This window comes from Methanovulcanius yangii (genome assembly GCF_018687785.1).
Taxonomy (GTDB): Archaea; Halobacteriota; Methanomicrobia; order Methanomicrobiales; family Methanomicrobiaceae; genus Methanovulcanius; species Methanovulcanius yangii.
The window spans coordinates 1,390,791-1,409,059 of record NZ_LTBL01000001.1 but is presented as its reverse complement, the minus strand read 5'-3'; the positions used below and the strand labels follow the sequence as shown (position 1 = coordinate 1,409,059).

The window sequence follows — 18,269 nt, the reverse complement described above, 5'->3', positions numbered from 1 at the left end:
TTATGGATGAGAAACTATTATTTTTCAAATGCAAGGGGTGCAACGGCACCATCATGGCAATGGATGCGCTGATGTGCAAGGCCCCGACACCGGATGCACTATCGGTCTCCTGTGCCGGAACCGAGATGGATCTTCTCGAGGAGCAGATTGCGGATCCGGCCACCCAGAAGCATGTTCCGATCGTCGAAAAGGCAGAAGGAGGCATCAAGGTAAAGGTGGGTTCGACCGCCCATCCGATGGAGGAGGAGCATTATATCATGTGGATTGCGGTCCAGAAGGGGCGGGATGTGATGATCCATTATCTCAAACCCGGCGATGCCCCCGAGGCGTTCTTCCCCGGCGTCGACACCGAAGTGAAGGCATTTGAATGCTGTAACATTCACAATCTCTGGGTCAACAGGTGAATCCCCGCCCTTTTTTACTTTTTCCTTCCTGCACCTGACAAATGCAAAAAGGATAAGACTCCATCAAAGCTACCAGTATGATAGGTTATGAACCGCTTCCAGCAGTACCTGGTCGTCACCGATGATATCGGCCTGATCCTCAGGTACATCAGCGCAGGAACCTGCATCCCTCTGATCGTTGCCGTGATCTTCGGGGAGTTGGACATGATCATGCCGATGGTCACAGTCCCCGTCGCCCTCTTCTGCATCGGATCCCTCTTTCTGGAGCTTCCTCGCAGTGATAAGGATCCAAAACTTTCCCAGGCGCTCTTTGCCGTTGCAACGATATGGATCATCTGTGCGCTGGTCGGAGCCCTCCCGTTCGTCTTCGGTGCAGGAATGCCATACCTCGACGCGGTATTCGAGGCGATGTCGGGATGGACGGATACGGGAATGACGATGTCCCGTGACGTGGATGCCCTCCCGGAGACCCTCATCTTCTGGCGGACTCTCATGGAATGGTTCGGGGGCATTGGCATCGTGGCATTCAGCGTGGCATTTCTGAACCGCTCCTCTGTCTCGTCGCTGCGGCTCTACAGTTCCGAGCGGATGGAGGGGAAGAAGGATGCCTATTTCCCGAGTGCTGTAGAACAGGGTAAAAATCTCTGGAAGATATACCTTGCACTGACCGTCGCGGGCACCCTCCTCATCTACCTCTCGGGGGTGACGCTGTGGGATGCCCTCAATATCGCGATGACGGCCATCTCAACCGGTGGATTTACCATCCACAACGGGGGAATCGGGTACTATGACAACCGTCTCCTCGAAATGCTGATCATTCCGGTGATGATTGCAGGAGCCCTGCCGTTCAAACTCTACTTCCTCCTCCATCGCACCCATAAGTTCAGGATTCTGGAGGATGATCAGGCGAAACTGCTCTTTGCGATAATCCTTGCGGGCTTCGTACTCATTACAGCGGACCTGCTGGCATTCAACAAGATGGACCCGTTCTCGGCGGTCGTCAACGGGCTGTTCATGGCATCCGCCGCTGCAACGAGTACCGGATTCCAGACTGCAGATATCTCGCTCTGGGCGCCGGTTTCCATCCTGATTCTCACGGTCATGGTCTTCGTCGGTGGTTCGAGCGGAAGTACGGCAGGGGGTGTCAAGCTCTCCCGTGTGATGATCGGTTTCAAGGGGATCAAATGGTGGTTCCAGCGGTCGTTCAAGAGCACAAAGGCGGTCATCCCCTTCCGGTACAACGGGAAGAATATCATCAAATCCGAGGCGGAACTGGAGGTGTCGCGCAACATGCTCACCATGGTGCTCTTCATCATCACGATTGCAATTTCGATGATTGCGATTATGCACTTCGAACGGCCGGATATCGATACCAGCCTCATCATCTTCGATGTCATCTCGGCGACCTGCAACAACGGCATCTCCACCGGGTTCGTCTCCCCGGACATGTCCGCGGCATCCAAGATCGTGCTCATCCTTCAGATGTGGCTCGGACGTCTTGAAGTGATGGCGGTGATCGTATTCTTCATCGGCCTCATCCGCGGGTTTGAGTGGTAGGTTTGCCCCCCCTGCGCACGGGAGCGGGACCACGGCACCCATAACTATATATGGGGTTCTCCGCATCCCTCTGATATACTTGAGGGGGGTCCAATGTTTCTGAAAAATGTGACGCTGTTGACATATATCGTCGTCATTGCCGCCGTATCCTCATTTGCAGGGTCGGTGCTCATGTTTATCATCGGATTTGAGAAGACCATCTCCGCGTGGTACTATTTCATCGGAGGCGTCGAACCCCTGTTTCCCCCGGAGGCGGTCCCCGTCCATCTGACATCGTCGAATGTTGCGACCGTGATTGTCATACAGGCAACGGATGCCTTTCTTCTCGCCCTCGTTCTGATGATCTTCGGGTTCGGGGTGTATTACCTCTTCCTGGCAAATGATGAGGAGAAACAGCAGTCCTACCTCCCAAATTGGCTGAAGATGAAAAATATCATCGACCTGAAGATGATCCTCGGACAGGTGATCGTCTTCATTCTCTTCGTCCATTACCTCGAGATGGCGGTTCTTGTAGGGTTTGAACATCTCACCTACGAAAACCTGGTCATCCCGATTGCCATCGTCCTCCTCTCGGTCAGTCTGATGGTTGTGAAAAGAGGGACCGAGGATGCCGGGGAGTAACAGAGAACTAATGATATAGCACAACTAAATTTTAGTCAATGAAACAAATCGCCCTGTATGGAAAGGGTGGCATTGGAAAATCCACTACCTCGGCAAATCTCTCGGCAGCCCTCGCTGACACCGGCTGCGATGTGATGCAGATCGGGTGCGACCCGAAGCATGACAGTACGAGAATGCTGATGCACGGGGAGTGGATTCCGACAGTTCTGGATCTTGTCCGGGAAAAAGGGGACAGGATCGGGGTTGATGAGGTGGTTTTCGAGGGGTACGGCGGAATACGGTGCGTCGAGGCGGGGGGTCCCGACCCCGGCATCGGCTGTGCGGGCCGCGGGATCATTGCCACGTTTCAGCTCCTCCAGAAACTCGATGCCCTCTACGGGGATGTCATTGTCTATGATGTGCTCGGTGATGTGGTCTGCGGCGGATTTGCCATGCCAATGCGGGAGGGGTATGCGCAGGAGATCTATCTCGTCACATCCGGGGAGTTCATGTCCCTCTATGCGGCCAATAATATCTGCAAGGCCATAGCACGCCTCTCAAAAAGAAGCAAGGCCAAATGCGCACTGGGCGGCGTGATCTGCAATGCCAAGAATATTCCCGGGGAAGAGGAGCTTGTACGGGAATTTGCCGATATGGTGGGGTCGCGCCTCATCGCCTACATCCCACGTGACGGGGTCGTGCAGGTTGCTGAAGTCAACCAGCAGACGGTCATCGAGTTTGCCCCTGATTCGGCGCAGGCGGCAGTGTACCGGCATCTTGCCGAGACAATACAGACCAACACCGAAACGTCCATCCCGACTCCGCTGGAGATGCATGAACTCGAAGCACTTGCCAGAAAGCACATCCCGGTTTGAAGGCTGTACCGTTATGGGGGCGCTTTCCGTGAGCGCCTTTCTGAATGACGCGGTAACAATCGTCCACGGTCCGGACGGATGTACCCATATCAATACCTCGCTTTTGCACACCACTCTCCTCGAGCACGACATCTATACCATACCCCGGATCATATCGAGCGGGCTTGGGGAAGAGGAGGTAATCTTCGGGGGAGAGGAGGCACTGGCGGATGCCATTTCCTTTGCTGCCGAAGGGGGGCCGTCGGCCGTCTGCGTCATATCGACCTGCGTCACCGAAACCATCGGGGATGATACGGCGGCGGTCTGCGCAAGGGACTGGGATGTACCTGTGGTGCATATCGAAAGCTCGGGTTTTCTTGGCGGAACGTTTCACTCCGGATACGCAAGCGCTCTTTTCGCCCTCTCAGATTTCATCGAACCATCGGTGTCCCGCGACGGAGGGGTGAACCTGATCGGGGAGAAGAACCTCGAGTTCGAGGTGGAGGCCAACCATGCCGAGGTGGCACGTCTCCTGGAGGCCCTTGGCCTTGAGGTCAATGTCCGGTTCGTCCGGAACGTCTCTCCGGAAGATATCCGTGGTATGGGTGCGGGATGCCTGAACGTGATGCGGGAAGACCCGCAGGGCACCCTCTCCCGTCATTTCGATGCTCTCACCGGCACCCCGTCAATATCCTCGTTTCCGGCAGGACTTGCCGGAACGATTGCGTTTCTCGGGGAGGCAGGCAGACTGACCGGCATCGATGCGACCGATGCCATACGGGAGGAGAAGGCGCGACAGGAAGAGCTTGCAGATGATTTCAGCGACCTGGCCGGAGCGTGTATCACCTTCGATAATTTCGGGTTTCAGTCAGCGGAGAGTGATCTCTTCGAGGAGATCGCATCCCACCTTGAAATACACGTGGCGCCGGAAGGAACAGTGATCCCCGTCCCGTTTTGTATGCCGGTCGGGACATCCGGTATCCGTGGAATGCTCAGGCAGTGGAGGAGGTTTATCGATGGGCAGGCCATGTGAGAACCCGGTCTGGCCCTGTGCCATGGTGGGGGCGGCATCGGCGCTTGCGGCGGTCGACGGTGTGGGAGTGGTCATCCACGGTTCCTCCGCCTGTTACTTCTATGCCGATGCCGTCATCCCCGACCCTCTCAACTGCACCTATCTCCTCGAGCATGAGGTGGTCTTCGGGACCGAAGACCGGCTGCGCGAGGTCGTCGAGGGGGTCTCCCCTCTCTGCGAACAGGTGGCGGTGGTCAATTCATGCGTCCCCTCGACCATCGGTGAGGATATCCGGCAGTTTCTGGATGATCATCAGGCGGTTGTTGTGGATGCCCCCGGATACGCGGGTGATCTCGGGGAAGGATTCCGGCGTGGCGTAGCGGCCCTCAGCCCCGTCGTCGACCCGTCACGGCCAGGGGTCAATCTGGACGGCTGCATATCGACCGATCTCTTCTCCACCGGCAACCGCCGTGAGGCAGAACGTCTCTGTGCCATGGCGGGCATCCCGGTCGCAGCGTGCTACTGCTCCGATACCCTCGCCTCCGTTCGCCACCCTGCGCCGGTGACGATCTCCCTTGTGCCGGACATGGCGACCGGCATCGGGAAGAACGCAGGGGCATTGCTGGGTCTTTCGGACGTTCGGGATGCGTTCGTACGGCTCTCCTCTCTCTGCCCGGATGCCGATATTACGCCGGTGATGGATGAGGCGGAAGCCGCGGAGGAGCGGATCATCATCGCCTGTGACCGCTATCTCAGGGTGCATGATCCGCCGTTGGTGGGCGTTGTTGCGATGGCCGGATATGCCGGGATGATCGCTGATCTCTGCACCACCTACCTCGATGCGGATATTGCCTTCATGGCGTCCCGGACGGTGCCGCCGGAGAATCGGCGTGACATCGTCTATGCCCCTGATATCGGGTCGGTCAGGGCCTGCCTTGAGGGGACAACGCCGGATATCATCTTCGGGTCCGCCTATGAGGGAGCCCTCGCACCGGCGGCCGTGCAGGTCCAGGTCACCCTCCCGATGAAGAAGTCACTGATGCTCGTCAACAGGCCGCTTGCCGGCATAGAAGGGGCACTCTGGGTCATCGAGCGGGTCCTTGCAGCCGGCCTCTCCTCCTCTTAACGGGACTTGCGGTCTTCCGGACGGATTTCCCGGCCGCAGTGGGGACAGATCTCAATCCGTGGCGATGTGGGGGAATTCCTGTTCATTTTTGCTTTTCTCTTCTCCTCCTCCTCCTCCTCGAGGACCTCGGTAAATCCCGATGCTATGATGCCGGCAGGCAGGGCGAAGACACCGATACCAATGAGGGCGATGACCCCTCCCAGGATTTTTCCAAGCGGGGTTATCGGCACCATGTCGCCATATCCCACGGTGGCAAGGGTGATGAGGCCCCACCACATCGCCGCGGGGATGCTGGAGTAGACGTCGGGCTGGGCAACGTGTTCAGCGTAGTACATGAGTGAGGAGGCGATCACGAGGATGATGAGGAGGACCGAGAGGGCGGAGAGCAGGGACTGCTTGTTGCGGTCGACCACCCGCACCATCAGGGAGAACGATCGTGAGTATTTTCCCAGTTTGATAAGACGCAGCAGTCGCAGCACCCGGAGAAACTCCACATTGAAGGGGAAGAAGAGCGCCAGGTAATAGGGGAGCAGGGCAACGAGGTCGACGACCTGAAAGAGCCCGAGGGCATAGCGTATCCTCCCGGTAACCGGTCGGGCATATGCGGGGTCTGCCGTGCATGCCCAGATTCTCAGAAGGTACTCGATGGTAAAGACGACTCCGGTCAGCAGTTCGATTCCCAGGATGAGGAAGAAGTGGTTCTCGAGGAATGTATGGATGCTGGCAAGGACGAGGCCTGCAATGGAGAGAAAGATCATGGATACGATAAATATGTCAAAGAGAATGCTTGCCCGGTCATCGTCCCGTGGTGTCTCAACTATCTCGTAGATGCGTTGTCTGATTTGTCCCATTTATCTCTCCCTCTCCTGCCAAAAGGCCGTTTCTCTATGCTTTTTTGCGTGCCTTCGGTCATAAATCTTCTATTTTCCGACGCAGCGGATCAGCCCTCCGTCTGACGCCGGCCGGGGAGCGGGTGAGAGGGATTAATCCTGTCCGGAGTCCATCTCTGACCAATGAATGAATTTGCCCGGCAGGCAATCCATCTTCTCGTTGGCCTGGCCATCGCTGCGGTGATCGTTGCCGCCGGTGCGCAGGTCTCCCTGATGCTCTTTACTGCGGGTCTTCTCGGGGGTTTTGCCATCCTTGACAGGGTTGCGGCAGGAAAACATGTCCCGATCGTCTCCGGTATGCTGGACGCCGTCGAACGTGACGTCCGCATTCCCGGGTTCGGGGCGATCTGTTTTGTCATCTCCACCGTCTTCTGCCTCGCCGTCTTTCCGGAGGCGTATGCCCTCGCGGGCGTCGTCACCCTCGCGGTGCTCGACAGCGTCAGTACGATGGCGGGAACCGCGTTCGGGCGTCACCGGATCAGAAACGGGAAGACGTGGGAGGGGTCGCTGTCGGGGCTTGCCGCAGCAGCCCTCGTCCTCCTCGTCCTTCTCCCGCCCGTTCAGGCGGTGGTGGTGGCGGGGTGTGCGGCCGTCACCGAACTGGTCACGCCAATCGAGGACAATCTTGTCATCCCTCCGGTCGTCTGTGTGGTGCTCCTCCTCATCGGAGCATAGGTCTCAGGAGCCGGAAGAGCGATCATTCCCTGGAGAGGAGCTGTCAGTGCATGATGCATGGATCGTCCGGCAGGGACATCACTTTCGCCTGCCGAACAATAACCAATATACCTGCGGGGGATAACCATAACGGACGACTATGACTGAGGTGGAAGCAGCGGGCAGAATATGGCCGGCGCCCGCATTTGATGTGGTGAACGTATGGTTCGCCGAGGTGTATGACCCGACGATCCACCTTGTGATCGAGGTTGACGGCCACCTTGACCGGGCAGCCCTCAGGGCAGCCCTCGGGGACACGGTCCTGGCCGCACCGGTGCTCCGATGCCGGTACGTGGAACGTCATGACCGGGGATACTGGGAGGAACTTCCCCTCTCTTCCGTTGACATGGCGTTTTCGTTCTCAGAAGAACCATTCGCGCCGGATGAGGGCACGTATGCCCTTCCGGTGATTGACGCCTTTGCCGGGCCGCAGATCCGGCTCTCTCTCTTCCGTGACCGTAGGGCGCATGCCGATACGCTTGTCCTGAGCATTCACCATGCTGCGGTGGATGCAAATGGTCTCTTCCAGACAGCCGTTCTTCTGGCGGAATGCTATCGCGAACGGGTAGAGGGCAGAGAACCGGACATTCATCCACTCTGGGAGGAGCGGGGGACAGAAGGGATTCGCGCCGGTTTCACGGATGAGGAGTGTGCACGTGCGTATGCAGATGAATCGGCGTTTGCCGAAAGCTGGGGGTTCCCGTGTCAGTCCCTCTCCCGCAGCATGCCCCGGTGGGCCCGGCTGGACATCCCTGCCGAACGGTTCATCGTTCTGCGGAAGTATGCCCGGGAACGGGGGGCAACACTCAATGATCTTCTCCTTGCCGCCTACTTTGCCGCGCTTCTTGATGCTACCGCGAACGAGGATCTCTATGGCATGGATCTGGGGCTCCTCGGCACTCTTGACCTGCGGCGCTACCTCCGGTGTATCCCTCCCCGGAGCATCTGCAATCTCTCGGTAGGGTATGAACTGCGCCTCTCTGCAGAGAAACAGGACGGACTTGAGGATATCCTGTCCCGCGTTGCGCACATCATGCAGGAGAAGAAGGCCTCCCATGTCGGGCTCGGGACGGTCGTCTTCTACGAAAAAACCTACCTCGCCGGGATATCCGAGGGAGTCGCTCCGCTCTTTGCCGCCATGCGTGAGACTTACGCCGGCGAGTGGCTCAAAAACCCGATCCTGACAAACACCGGAGTCATCCCCTCCGCCGTGGCTTCGTATTTCCGGGGAGAGGAGGGTGGGCCCGTCACGGTCCGCCATGTCTGGTGCCCGGCGCCTGCAACCTATCCTCCGGGTTCGATTCTTCTGGCCTCAACCTTTGAGGGGCATATGACCCTCTCCACCTCGTTCTGCAGCGGGCATGACCCGGATGCCGTGTCCCGGATGATGGAGCGGCTCGATGCCATTCTTCCCGGAAGCGGGAGGTAATTGTTGCGGACACAACCATTAATCTCATGCAGTGTCTACCTATCGGCATGATTACACGCGGGTTCTGCCTGAAGAGCGTGAGGCCGGACCACATTGTCGGGGCCATCTCCTATCTCCACCGCGGGGGGCAGTCCTGCCTTGCCCGTGATCTGGAGGGCCTTCCCCTCCGCACGGGAAATATTGCATTTCTCCTTCACCTCTACCGCTGTGAGGGGGAATCCCAGGACGAGCTTGCCCGTGCCCTCGGGTACGACAAGGCGACCGCCGCCCGGGCATGCCAGGCACTTGAGGAGGAAGGGTTCGTGCGGCGGCTCCGTGACCCCGATGACCGGCGACGTACCCGCCTGTATCTGACGGAGGTCGGGCATGAGGTGCGCCGGACGGCATTGAACGCAGTGGAGGGCCTGAATGAAACGCTCCTTGCCGGAATGGATGAGGAGGAACGCAAGGAAGCGGCCCGTCTCCTGGGCCTGATGGTGTACAATCTTGAACAGACCCGGACTCTGCGGGGGGAGAGGAATGAGTGATTCGGGTGATATGACTGCAGGGGTCCGCACCCTTCTCGGCGACCCGAAGGCCGCCATCCGTGCCCTTGCATGGCCCATGATGGTGGCCATGGCCCTGCAGACGCTCTATAATCTTGCGGATACGATATGGGTGGCCGGCCTCGGGGCCGATGCGCTTGCTGCGGTCGGGTTTGTCTTTCCCTTCTTTTTTGCGGTGTTCGGGCTTGCCAACGGTCTCGGCGTCGGTGCGGGGTCGGCCATCTCACGCCGCATCGGCAGGAAGGACAAGGCCGGTGCCGATCAGGTGGCTGTACATACGATGGTACTCCTTGTGGCGGTATCGGTGGTGATCACGATTGCCGGTGTGCTTGGTGCCCCATACATGAGTGTTTTGACCGGGCCGGGTCCTGTGGCGGAGATGACGACACAATATGCACAGGTCATCTTTTACGGCACCATCTTCATGCTCTTTACCGCCATCGTCACCGCGATGCTGCGTTCCGAGGGCGATGCAAAACGTGCGATGTACGTGATGGTCGCAAGCTCTCTTGTCAACATCGTCCTCGACCCCGTATTCATCTACGTCCTTGGGATGGGTGTTGCGGGAGCGGCATGGGCAACGATCGTCTCGTTTATCGTGGCCGTGGTCCCGATGGTCTGGTGGCTCTTTATCCGGCAGGATACCTATGTCTCGGTCCCGTTTTCCGGGTTCAGGTTTCAGCCGACAGTCATCCGTGAGATTCTCTCCGTCGGCCTGCCGGCCGCCTTCATGCAGATGTCAATGGCGGCGACGACGGTATGTCTGAATGTGATCATCATGTTGGTTGCAACGACGGACGGCGTAGCCATCTATTCGACCGGGTGGCGTGTCGTGATGATCGCCATTACCCCTCTCATCGCCATCACTACCGCTGTCGTTTCCGTCTCCGGGGCTGCCTACGGGGCACGCGACTACCTGAAGATGGAGATTGGGCATCTCTATGCCATAAAACTTGGATTTGGGATCGGATGCGTGATTGCCGTCCTGACCTTCATCTTTGCCCCCCAGATCGCACTCATCTTCACCTTCTCCGAGGGCGCTGCCCATCTCTATGATGAGCTGGTATTCTTCATCAGGGTGATCTGCATCTTCTACCCCACAACAGCCCTCGGAATGTTCTCGTCCGGCCTCTTCCAGGGGACTGGCAAGGGGCTCAATGCACTGATCGTCACCCTCCTGCGCACCATCGTTCTAACCGTCACCGTCAGTTTTGGGCTTGCCGTCGTTGCCGGGTGGGGGCTGCACGGTGTCTGGTGGGGCCTGGTGATTGGAAATGTGATAGGATCGCTTGTTGCCTTTACCTGGGCACGGCTCTACACGAAGAACCTGAAGAAAACAGGGCCGGGACCGGATGCATCACCCTCCGGTTCCGCCTGAAAATGGATTCGGTTTTATTTTACTTATTTATTTTTTCAGTTCATTCCAGGTGTGTCGGAACCTCTGCCAGGCGGTTACATGCCCCAGCACACCGAAGATGAGGAGTAGCCATGCCAGAAAACCGTACCCGAGGATCCCTGCCGGCACGAATGCTGCGAGAATCCCGAAGACAATGAGGAGAAGGAGCCGATCCGCCCGCCCGAGAATCCCGCCATAGAAACGCCCGACACCCACTGCCTGCGCCTGTGTGCCCATATAGGAGGACATCAGGACGCCGGTGAGGGCAAGGATCCCTTCGGGTGCGGATGCAAGCGGCCCGATAAAGATCCCGCAGATGATAACGATATCTGCATAGCGGTCGAGGACATGGTCGAGATAATCCCCCCGCATGGAGGCCGTCCCTGCCTCGCGGGCGATTGCCCCGTCCATTGCATCGAAGAAGGCGTTGAGCATGACCCCCAGGACGCCGAGGAGCGGCATGCTGAAATAGAACGCCACGCCGGCACCGGCGGCGGCCAGAAATGCGATGATGGAGCTTGCATTCGGGGTAATGCCCATCCCTGCCATTGCCCGGGCCACGGGGATGATGATTCCCTGCACCCGGGGCCGAAAGCTGTCTACTCCCATGTGGTTATCCCGAGATATGCCGACCAGTCGACATGCGTACAGGGTTTAGGGCTCTCACCATGGATAAATGCCTCGATTACCCCTGCCGTCGCCTCCGGGCTCATCTCTGTCGTGTCGATCTCGCAGACGCGGGATTCGGGATGGACTTCGAGCGCCTCAACGAGGATCACATCGAGTGCCTCGGCTTCTGCATTCTCCGCCACCTTCTCCGGTGCGTACCCCCGGGTTCGGAGACGTCGTGCGAGGATGTCCGGCCGGCACCGGAGGACGACAACGCAGTCTGCCGGAAGAAGATGCGTCAGGTGGCCCTCGATGATTCCCTCAAAGGGGGTGAACTCCTCTGCCCACAGCTCCTCGTCTATGACGACCGTGTCGCGGTCGTGGTCATCCCCAAGGCGGTACGGACCGGTCGTTTCGTTCTGCCGGACGACTGTCCAGCCACGTTCCCGAAGAATGGCGGCCACCGTTGATTTCCCGCATCCCGGTGTCCCGGAGAGGGCAATCATCATAAGCGGGAGATCTCCTCGAGGAATCGTTCATTCTCCCAGTCCTCACCGATGGAGACCCTGATATAATGGTCGCCAAGACCGGGGAAGCTCGTGCATGACCGGACGATGACGCCGCGGGCTGCGAGCTGTTCGACGACCTCTTCAGCCGTGGCAGGAGCAACATCGACCAGCACAAAATTACCCCCCGACGGTGCGACGGGGTACGGGGACTCCTTTGCAAAGCGGCCTCGCCAGACCTCGACATTCCTGACGATGGGGATGGTGTGCGAGGGGTCGGCAAGGGCTCCCTCTCCCGCCGCCTGGGAAACGCTGTTGAGCGTAAAGGGTGTTGCCGCGGTCATATAGTAGGGTTCGTACCATGTGGGGACGAAGGCATAGCCGATGCGAAGCCCCGCAAGCGAGAAGGCCTTGGACATCGTCCGGCCGATAATCAGGTTGTCATACTCCTTCATCAGCGGGCGGTAGTCCTCGTCGCAGAAATCGATATATGCGGCATCAAGGAAGAGAATCCCCTTGATTTCATCGAGGATGGCTTTGATGTCCTCAACAGGGGTGACGGTCCCCGTCGGGTTGTTCGGGCTGCAGAGAAATGCGAGTTTTCTTCCTTTGCAGGCACGGATGAAGGTCTCAGGGTCGACGGACCAGTCCGCCCTGCGGGCGACACTTACGGGGGTGCCTCCCTGTGCCCGGACGGCGATGCCGTAAAAGGAGTAGGTCGGGGTGCTGACCACGACCTCGTCTCCGTCATTGATGAGGGTTCGGATCACCGTCTCGATGATCCCGTCCATACCGACACTCGCCACGAAACGGTAGTCGCCGTGGTACGCCCGCAGGGCATCCGCAAATCCCCTGTTCGTCTCATCCGGGTACCGGTTGACGCATCCGAGTGCATCGACGGCACGCCGGACCGCCTCGGGTGACGGACCTGCGGGGTTTTCATTGCTTGCGAGGCGTGCCGGACGGGCATGCCCGTGGGCACGGGCAATCTCAGCGGCCCGCGTTGCGAAGACGTAGCCCTCTCCCTGAAAACACTCCCTAATCAAGTGCTTCATTGATGACTCCGACTGCGGCCCCTATCTCCTCGTCGGTGATGACAAGCGGCGGAACGAGCCGCAGGCTGCCGCTTGCGCAGTTGGTCAGAACCCCCGCCTCACGGCACTTCCTCTGAACCTCTGCACACCGGTCGCCGAGCGTGATGCCGATCATCAGGCCGATCTGGCGGGGGGTGTGGGCGGCGAGCCCCTCAGCAAACAGGCGCCCCTTGCGTTCGACGTCCGGAAGGACGCTCTCCACGACCTCAAGTGTTGCCCGGCCCGCCGCACAGGCAAGCGGCCCTCCGTTGTAGGTGCCGCCGTGTTCTCCGGGGAGGAAGGAGAGGCCTTCGCGTGCGACGATCGCGCCCATGGGGAAACCGGAACCGATGCCCTTTGCCATCGAGACGATGTCCGGTTCGATACCCTCGTGCTGGTACCCGAACCATTTCCCCGTCCGGCCGATACCGGTCTGCACCTCATCGAGAATGAGGAGGCTTTCATTGTCCGTGCAGATGTCGCGTACGCCCTTCAGGAACCCTTTCGGTGCGGGCAGGACTCCCGCTTCACCCTGTACCGGCTCGGTGATGACTGCGGCGACAGAGGAGTCGACCACGTCCGACAGGGCGTCGAGATCCCCGTACTCAATGAATTCGCACTCATAGGGGAGGGGGGAGAACGGGACGCGGTATGCCTCTTTGTGGGTCATTGAGAGCGCTCCGCATGTCCTCCCGTGGAATCCGTGGACGAAAGCAACAAACTTCGTCCTGCCGGTCCGAACGCGTGCAAGTTTGATGGCTGCTTCGTTTGCCTCCGTTCCGGAATTCGAGAAGAATGCCCGTGCACCCTTCAGTCCGGTGATGCCCACCAGCTTTTCGGCAAATTCCGCCTGGCCGGGGACGTAGAAGAGATTGGAGATGTGGATCAGCTGCCCTGCCTGTTCACAGATGGCCGATGACACCGCCGGGTGGCAGTGGCCGGTGGAACAGACTGCGATGCCCGCAAAGCAGTCGATATATTCATTCCCCTCATCATCCCAGACCTTTGCCCCTTCGCCCCTTACGATGCGCAGGTCGCGGGCAAAGATCTGCATGACGTATTTCTCGTCAAGTTCCCGGTAATCGTCCCGTAATTCCATATTAGTGTCCTTTTTTATTCTTCGGTTACTTCGTATCCGCTCATTCGTATTCGATCGTCGCGGGGGGCTTGGGGGTGATGTCGTAGACGACCCGTGCAACGCCCGGAATCTCGGCGGTGATGCGTGATGCAATCCGGTGCATCGTCTCCCACGGGAGTTCAACGGGTTCGGCGGTCATCGCGTCACGTGAATAGACCGCACGGACTGCGACGATCCAACCGTGGAGGCGGATGTCGCCCTTGACCCCGGTCCCGAGCCCGAGGACCGCGGCGAAGCACTGCCACGGCATGAACTGCTCCACCAGTTCCTCTTCAGCAATGGCATTTGCCTCGCGGACGACGGCGATCTTATCGGGGGTCACCTCGCCGAGGCAGCGGACCGCAAGGCCCGGTCCGGGGAACGGCATCCGGTGCTGAATCTCCGCCGGCATCTCGAGGGCGCCTGCCACCTCGCGGACCTCATCCTTGTAGAGCTCCACGAGGGGTTCGATGACCCCCTTGAAGTCGATATCGAGGGGAAGGCCACCCACGTTGTGATGGCTCTTTATCCCGCCCTCGCTCTCGATGATGTCCGGGTAGATGGTTCCCTGGAGGAGGTACGCTGCTCCGGTTGCCAGCGCCTCACGCTCGAAGATCCGGATGAACTTCTCGCCGATGATTTTTCGCTTCTGCTCCGGGTCCGTCACACCGGCCAGTGCTGCAAAAAACTCGTCGCCCGCCTCTACCATCTTGAGGTTGATGTCCGAGAAGAGCTCGCATATGCGGTCGCTCTCTCCCTTGCGCATCAGGCCGGTATCCACATAGATGGGGATCAGACGGTCGCCGATGGCGCGTTTTGCAAGTTCTGCACAGACCGAACTGTCGACGCCGCCGGAGAGTGCCATTACAACCTTCTCGTCTCCGGCCTCCTTGCGGATTGCCTCGACTGCCTCTTCAATAAATTTCTCTGCCTTTACCATGGTGTCACCTGTCATTCAGTTTGCTGTCCTTTCATTTCACGGCATGCCCGGACAAATCCAACGTAGGGGGGAGAGGGCCGGGTGGGGGTTGATTTGAATTCGGGATGGAACTGTGTCGCCATGAAGAACGCTCCGTCCTTCAGTTCACAGGACTCCATCCGCCTGCCGCAGGTCCCCGAGAAGACCAGTCCGGCGTCTTCAAGCTGTTCGATAAACTCCGGGTTGACCTCGTATCGGTGCCGGTGACGCTCCACGATGGTCTCGCTGCCGTAGAGCTCATAGATGCGGGTTCCTTTTTTGAGCAGAACCTCACAGTCCCCGAGGCGCATCGTTCCGCCCAGGTCCTCGACATCCTCCTGTTCCGGAAGAATGGCGATGACATGGGAGCCCGGCCCCATCTCCTCGCTCGTTGCATCGGAGATGCCTGCCATGTGGCGGGCGTACTCGATGACGGCGAGCTGGAAGCCGAGGCAGAGGCCAAGATAGGGTTTTCCCTGTGTCCGGGCGTACTCGATCGCCCGGATCTTGCCCTCGATGCCGCGATGGCCGAATCCACCCGGCACGAGGATGCCGTCCACGTCCGCAAGTTCGTCGCAGGTAAAGCTCTCAGCATCGAGCCATTTGATGCCGACTTCGGTTCCCAACGAGAGGCCCGCATGTTTCAGGGATTCCTTGATGCTGATGTAGACATCCTCTATGCCGTACTTGCTGACGATGGCGACCGTCACCCTGCTCGTGCATTCGTTGCCGATCAGGTTGTACCAGCTGTTGTCCGGTTCCCGGTTGCCGAGGTTGAGAAGGGAGGTGAGAACCTCCGGCATGCCTTCCTTCTCCATCTCCATCGGCACCTGGTAGATGTCCGGGGCCGTGATGGCACTGATGACCGCCTTTGCGGGAACGTCGGTGAAGGTTGAGATCTTCTTCTTGGTCGACGGGCTCATGATGATGTCGCTTCTGCCGACGATGATGTCCGGCTGGAGCCCGAGTTCCCTGAGCGCCTTGACAGAGTGCTGGGTCGGTTTGGTCTTGTGGTCGCCCATCGTGTCGGAGGGGACGAGGGTCACGTGGACGAGAATGAGATCGCCTTTTGGGTATTCTCCCCGCATCTGGCGGATCGCTTCAAGAAACGGCATGCTCTCGATATCGCCGACCGTTCCCCCCACCTCGACGAGACAGATGTCGGCGACCCTGCCCCCCTCGAGGGGCCGGTGGGCGGCCGTCTCGATGCCTTCCTTGATCCGGTTGGTGATGTGGGGAATAATCTGGACGGTTGCCCCGAGATATTCGCCCTTGCGCTCTTTGTCTATAACGTCGCGGTAGACCTTGCCGGTCGTGATATTGTGGTCACTGGTGAGGCTGATATCAAGGAACCGCTCGTAGTTGCCGAGGTCGAGGTCCACCTCCCCGCCGTCGGCGAGGACATAGACCTCGCCGTGCTGTGCCGGGTTCATGGTTCCTGCATCGATGTTGAGATACGGATCGATCTTGACTGCCGTTACGGTATATCCCCTGTTCTTCAGGAGTCTTCCAATTGAGGCAGTGGTGATGCCCTTTCCAAGGCCGCTCATCACACCGCCGGTCACGATAATATATTTCACCTGTGATCCCCTCGCTCGCCGGCTCGGTACCGGGAGTTACGTATGCAGGTACTATGTACTCTGAAGCAACATTATCATTGAGGTGGGATACGGAAAAATTGGTGTTTCACCCGGGCGGATCTACCGGCGGATGACGGCAAAAGAAGCATCCGATTTTGAGAGAACCGGGTCCTCCCCGCCTGCCGGCATGATCCTCCCCTCGGCAAAGGCAATTCTTCTTCCTTTGCGGACGACCCGGCCCTCCGCATGGAGCCTGCCTTTTTGCATGCCGCGGTAGAATGAGGTGGTTTCGGAGATGGTTGCAATGGATTCGTTATCATCAAGGATGGTTATCAGGGCAAGCGCCATCGCTTCGTCGGCAAGTGCCGTATATATGCCTCCCTGGAGCCAGCCGTCGCCGTTCATCATATCGGGGGTGACGTCCATCTCAAGGACCGCCTCGCCCCTGCCGTAGGAGACGATCTCGATGCCCATCATCCGGAAGAACGGATTTGCGTCTCTCCCTTTCAGGGAGATTTCGTCCAGGTATGTCATAGTACAGGGTTTTCCCGTGACAGAAATAAGTATTTGGAAGCAGGGGAACGTTCCCTGTCTTTGCGTGCCTTTCCCTGCCTGCTCCCGGACGGGAATCCCAGAGTTTATGAATCTTTGTGCCCGAGTATAGTGCATGAAACTGCTCATGGTTGTTGCCCATGAAAGGTACCGTGATGAGGAATTCGAGGTCCCTGCCCGGGCCTTCGATGACGCAGGCATTGCCTATGATGTGGCGACCGACAGGCCGGGCACCTGTACGGGGATGCTCGGGGCCATCATGGATGTCCCGATGGCAATCACCGATGCAAAAGCCGAAGATTATGACGGCATCGTGATCGTCGGCGGGGTCGGGTCGCAGCAGTATCTCTGGAATAATGATGCGCTCATCTCACTTGTACGGGAGATGAACGAATCGGGCAAACTGGTGGCGGCCATCTGCCTTGCCCCCGTGGTGCTTGCCCTTGCAGGGGCCCTGGAGGGCAGGCAGGCGACGGTCTTCGAGACGCCTCTCTCGGTCAATACCCTCAAACAGCATGGCGCCACCTACCAGACGATCCCGGTCATTGTGGATGACAACGTGATAACTGCAAAGGGACCGGACGCCGCCTCAGCCTTCGCCGAAGAGATCATCGGCTTTTTCACCTGCTGATATCCTATGGTTCCGGCACCCGGGGACTGCACCCTCGTCATACCTGCCTACAACGAAGAGCGGCGCATAGGTGCCGTCCTGGATGATATAGAGGGATTTTCCGGGGAGGTGATCTTCGTCTGCGACGGCACCGACAGGACCGCGGCGATCGTCCGGGAGTATGCATCCTCGCATCCTGACCGGAGCATTACCTGTCTCGAATATCCCCGACGCCTTGGGAAAGGAGGAGGTGTGCGAGCGGGCCTTACGGCGGCGACAACGCCCTGTGCGGGGTTCATGGATGCCGACGGGTCCACGCCGGTCCGGGAAATGGAACGCCTCTTTGCCCATCTCGACGGGCATGATGGTGCAATCGGGTCGCGTTGGGTGAAGGGGGCGAACGTCAGGGTCCCCCAGTCACTTTCCCGGCGTCTTCAGTCCCGTCTTTTTAATCTCTGGGTAAAGGTCCTCTTTGGAATTTCCAACTCGGACACGCAGTGCGGGGCGAAGGTCTTTACGAAGGAGTCGCTGGACGCCGTTCTTCCGCAGATGGTCTCGGACGGGTTCGAATTTGATGCAGAACTCCTCTGGCGGCTGAAAAGGGCGGGATTCGATGTGGTGGAAGTGCCCATTTCCTGGGAGGACCGCGGAGAATCGAGCGTGCGGGCCGGTGCCGGGTTCGGCATGGTCATGCGCCTGATCCGGGTACGTGCGGGAAAACAACCGGAGTGATTGTG

General features: G+C 58.9%; 20 protein-coding genes. 12 read left to right on the top strand and 8 right to left on the bottom strand.

Annotated elements, in window-relative coordinates:
* Nucleotides 1-2: 2 nt before the first annotated feature.
* From AZH53_RS07215 to AZH53_RS07190, 6 genes are all read left to right on the top strand, one after another.
* Nucleotides 3-404 carry a desulfoferrodoxin family protein gene (locus tag AZH53_RS07215; protein WP_319642839.1) on the top strand — a complete coding sequence of 134 codons (402 nt, stop codon included), beginning with the start codon at nucleotides 3-5 and terminating at the stop codon, nucleotides 402-404.
* Nucleotides 405-491: 87 nt separating this feature from the next.
* Complete coding sequence (locus AZH53_RS07210) at nucleotides 492-1,961, top strand: TrkH family potassium uptake protein (protein WP_319642838.1); 1,470 nt, start codon at nucleotides 492-494, stop codon at nucleotides 1,959-1,961.
* 93 nt (nucleotides 1,962-2,054) lie between these two features.
* Nucleotides 2,055-2,582 (top strand): YqhA family protein, encoded by a 528-nt coding sequence (locus AZH53_RS07205; RefSeq protein ID WP_319642837.1) that lies wholly within the window; start codon nucleotides 2,055-2,057, stop codon nucleotides 2,580-2,582.
* Between the two features lie 38 nt (nucleotides 2,583-2,620).
* Complete coding sequence (gene cfbC / locus AZH53_RS07200) at nucleotides 2,621-3,436, top strand: Ni-sirohydrochlorin a,c-diamide reductive cyclase ATP-dependent reductase subunit (protein WP_319642836.1); 816 nt, start codon at nucleotides 2,621-2,623, stop codon at nucleotides 3,434-3,436.
* A complete protein-coding gene (locus AZH53_RS07195) occupies nucleotides 3,396-4,448 on the top strand; it encodes a nitrogenase component 1 (protein WP_319642835.1) in 1,053 nt (350 codons plus the stop codon). Before cfbC ends, AZH53_RS07195 begins: the two co-directional genes overlap by 41 nt.
* The gene (locus tag AZH53_RS07190) at nucleotides 4,432-5,553 is read left to right on the top strand and encodes a nitrogenase component 1 (protein ID WP_319642834.1); all 1,122 of its coding nucleotides are present in this window, start codon (nucleotides 4,432-4,434) and stop codon (nucleotides 5,551-5,553) included. Before AZH53_RS07195 ends, AZH53_RS07190 begins: the two co-directional genes overlap by 17 nt.
* Here AZH53_RS07190 and AZH53_RS07185 read toward each other — a convergent pair.
* Nucleotides 5,550-6,404, bottom strand: coding sequence for an ion transporter (locus tag AZH53_RS07185; protein WP_319642833.1), 855 nt, complete (start codon nucleotides 6,402-6,404; stop codon nucleotides 5,550-5,552). The genes AZH53_RS07190 and AZH53_RS07185 overlap by 4 nt on opposite strands.
* A gap of 162 nt (nucleotides 6,405-6,566) precedes the next feature.
* Here AZH53_RS07185 and AZH53_RS07180 point away from each other — a divergent pair, with 162 nt between their 5' ends.
* The 4 genes from AZH53_RS07180 to AZH53_RS07165 all read left to right on the top strand — a co-directional run bounded on the left by AZH53_RS07180 (nucleotide 6,567) and on the right by AZH53_RS07165 (nucleotide 10,509).
* Complete coding sequence (locus AZH53_RS07180; RefSeq protein ID WP_319642832.1) at nucleotides 6,567-7,118, top strand: phosphatidate cytidylyltransferase; 552 nt, start codon at nucleotides 6,567-6,569, stop codon at nucleotides 7,116-7,118.
* Nucleotides 7,119-7,257: 139 nt separating this feature from the next.
* Complete coding sequence (locus tag AZH53_RS07175; protein WP_319642831.1) at nucleotides 7,258-8,586, top strand: hypothetical protein; 1,329 nt, start codon at nucleotides 7,258-7,260, stop codon at nucleotides 8,584-8,586.
* 47 nt (nucleotides 8,587-8,633) lie between these two features.
* Nucleotides 8,634-9,113, top strand: a complete 480-nt coding sequence (locus tag AZH53_RS07170) for a MarR family winged helix-turn-helix transcriptional regulator (RefSeq protein WP_319642830.1) — start codon at nucleotides 8,634-8,636, stop codon at nucleotides 9,111-9,113.
* Nucleotides 9,106-10,509, top strand: a complete 1,404-nt coding sequence (locus AZH53_RS07165; RefSeq protein ID WP_319642829.1) for an MATE family efflux transporter — start codon at nucleotides 9,106-9,108, stop codon at nucleotides 10,507-10,509. Before AZH53_RS07170 ends, AZH53_RS07165 begins: the two co-directional genes overlap by 8 nt.
* A gap of 27 nt (nucleotides 10,510-10,536) precedes the next feature.
* On the opposite strand, the gene AZH53_RS07160 is transcribed toward AZH53_RS07165, so the two are convergent.
* The 7 genes from AZH53_RS07160 to AZH53_RS07130 all read right to left on the bottom strand — a co-directional run bounded on the left by AZH53_RS07160 (nucleotide 10,537) and on the right by AZH53_RS07130 (nucleotide 16,904).
* Complete coding sequence (locus AZH53_RS07160; RefSeq protein WP_319642828.1) at nucleotides 10,537-11,136, bottom strand: CDP-alcohol phosphatidyltransferase family protein; 600 nt, start codon at nucleotides 11,134-11,136, stop codon at nucleotides 10,537-10,539.
* The gene (locus AZH53_RS07155) at nucleotides 11,127-11,645 is read right to left on the bottom strand and encodes an adenylate kinase family protein (protein WP_319642827.1); all 519 of its coding nucleotides are present in this window, start codon (nucleotides 11,643-11,645) and stop codon (nucleotides 11,127-11,129) included. The genes AZH53_RS07160 and AZH53_RS07155 overlap by 10 nt, the downstream gene beginning before the upstream one ends.
* Nucleotides 11,642-12,697 carry a pyridoxal phosphate-dependent aminotransferase gene (locus AZH53_RS07150; protein WP_319642826.1) on the bottom strand — a complete coding sequence of 352 codons (1,056 nt, stop codon included), beginning with the start codon at nucleotides 12,695-12,697 and terminating at the stop codon, nucleotides 11,642-11,644. Before AZH53_RS07150 ends, AZH53_RS07155 begins: the two co-directional genes overlap by 4 nt.
* Nucleotides 12,681-13,814 (bottom strand): aspartate aminotransferase family protein, encoded by a 1,134-nt coding sequence (locus tag AZH53_RS07145; protein WP_319642825.1) that lies wholly within the window; start codon nucleotides 13,812-13,814, stop codon nucleotides 12,681-12,683. The genes AZH53_RS07150 and AZH53_RS07145 overlap by 17 nt, the downstream gene beginning before the upstream one ends.
* Before the next feature lie 40 nt (nucleotides 13,815-13,854).
* Nucleotides 13,855-14,772 carry a glutamine-hydrolyzing GMP synthase gene (guaA, locus tag AZH53_RS07140; protein ID WP_319642824.1) on the bottom strand — a complete coding sequence of 306 codons (918 nt, stop codon included), beginning with the start codon at nucleotides 14,770-14,772 and terminating at the stop codon, nucleotides 13,855-13,857.
* A gap of 11 nt (nucleotides 14,773-14,783) precedes the next feature.
* Nucleotides 14,784-16,370, bottom strand: coding sequence for a CTP synthase (locus AZH53_RS07135; protein WP_319642823.1), 1,587 nt, complete (start codon nucleotides 16,368-16,370; stop codon nucleotides 14,784-14,786).
* Nucleotides 16,371-16,490: 120 nt separating this feature from the next.
* Nucleotides 16,491-16,904 carry a PaaI family thioesterase gene (locus AZH53_RS07130; RefSeq protein WP_319642822.1) on the bottom strand — a complete coding sequence of 138 codons (414 nt, stop codon included), beginning with the start codon at nucleotides 16,902-16,904 and terminating at the stop codon, nucleotides 16,491-16,493.
* A gap of 133 nt (nucleotides 16,905-17,037) precedes the next feature.
* On the opposite strand from AZH53_RS07130, the gene AZH53_RS07125 reads away from it, so the two are divergent.
* On the top strand, nucleotides 17,038-17,553 hold the full coding sequence (locus AZH53_RS07125) for a DJ-1/PfpI family protein (RefSeq protein WP_319642821.1): 516 nt from the start codon (nucleotides 17,038-17,040) through the stop codon (nucleotides 17,551-17,553).
* Nucleotides 17,554-17,559: 6 nt separating this feature from the next.
* Entirely contained in the window at nucleotides 17,560-18,264 is a 705-nt protein-coding gene (locus AZH53_RS07120; RefSeq protein WP_319642820.1) for a dolichyl-phosphate beta-glucosyltransferase, read from the top strand.
* The last annotated feature ends 5 nt before the right edge of the window (nucleotides 18,265-18,269 follow it).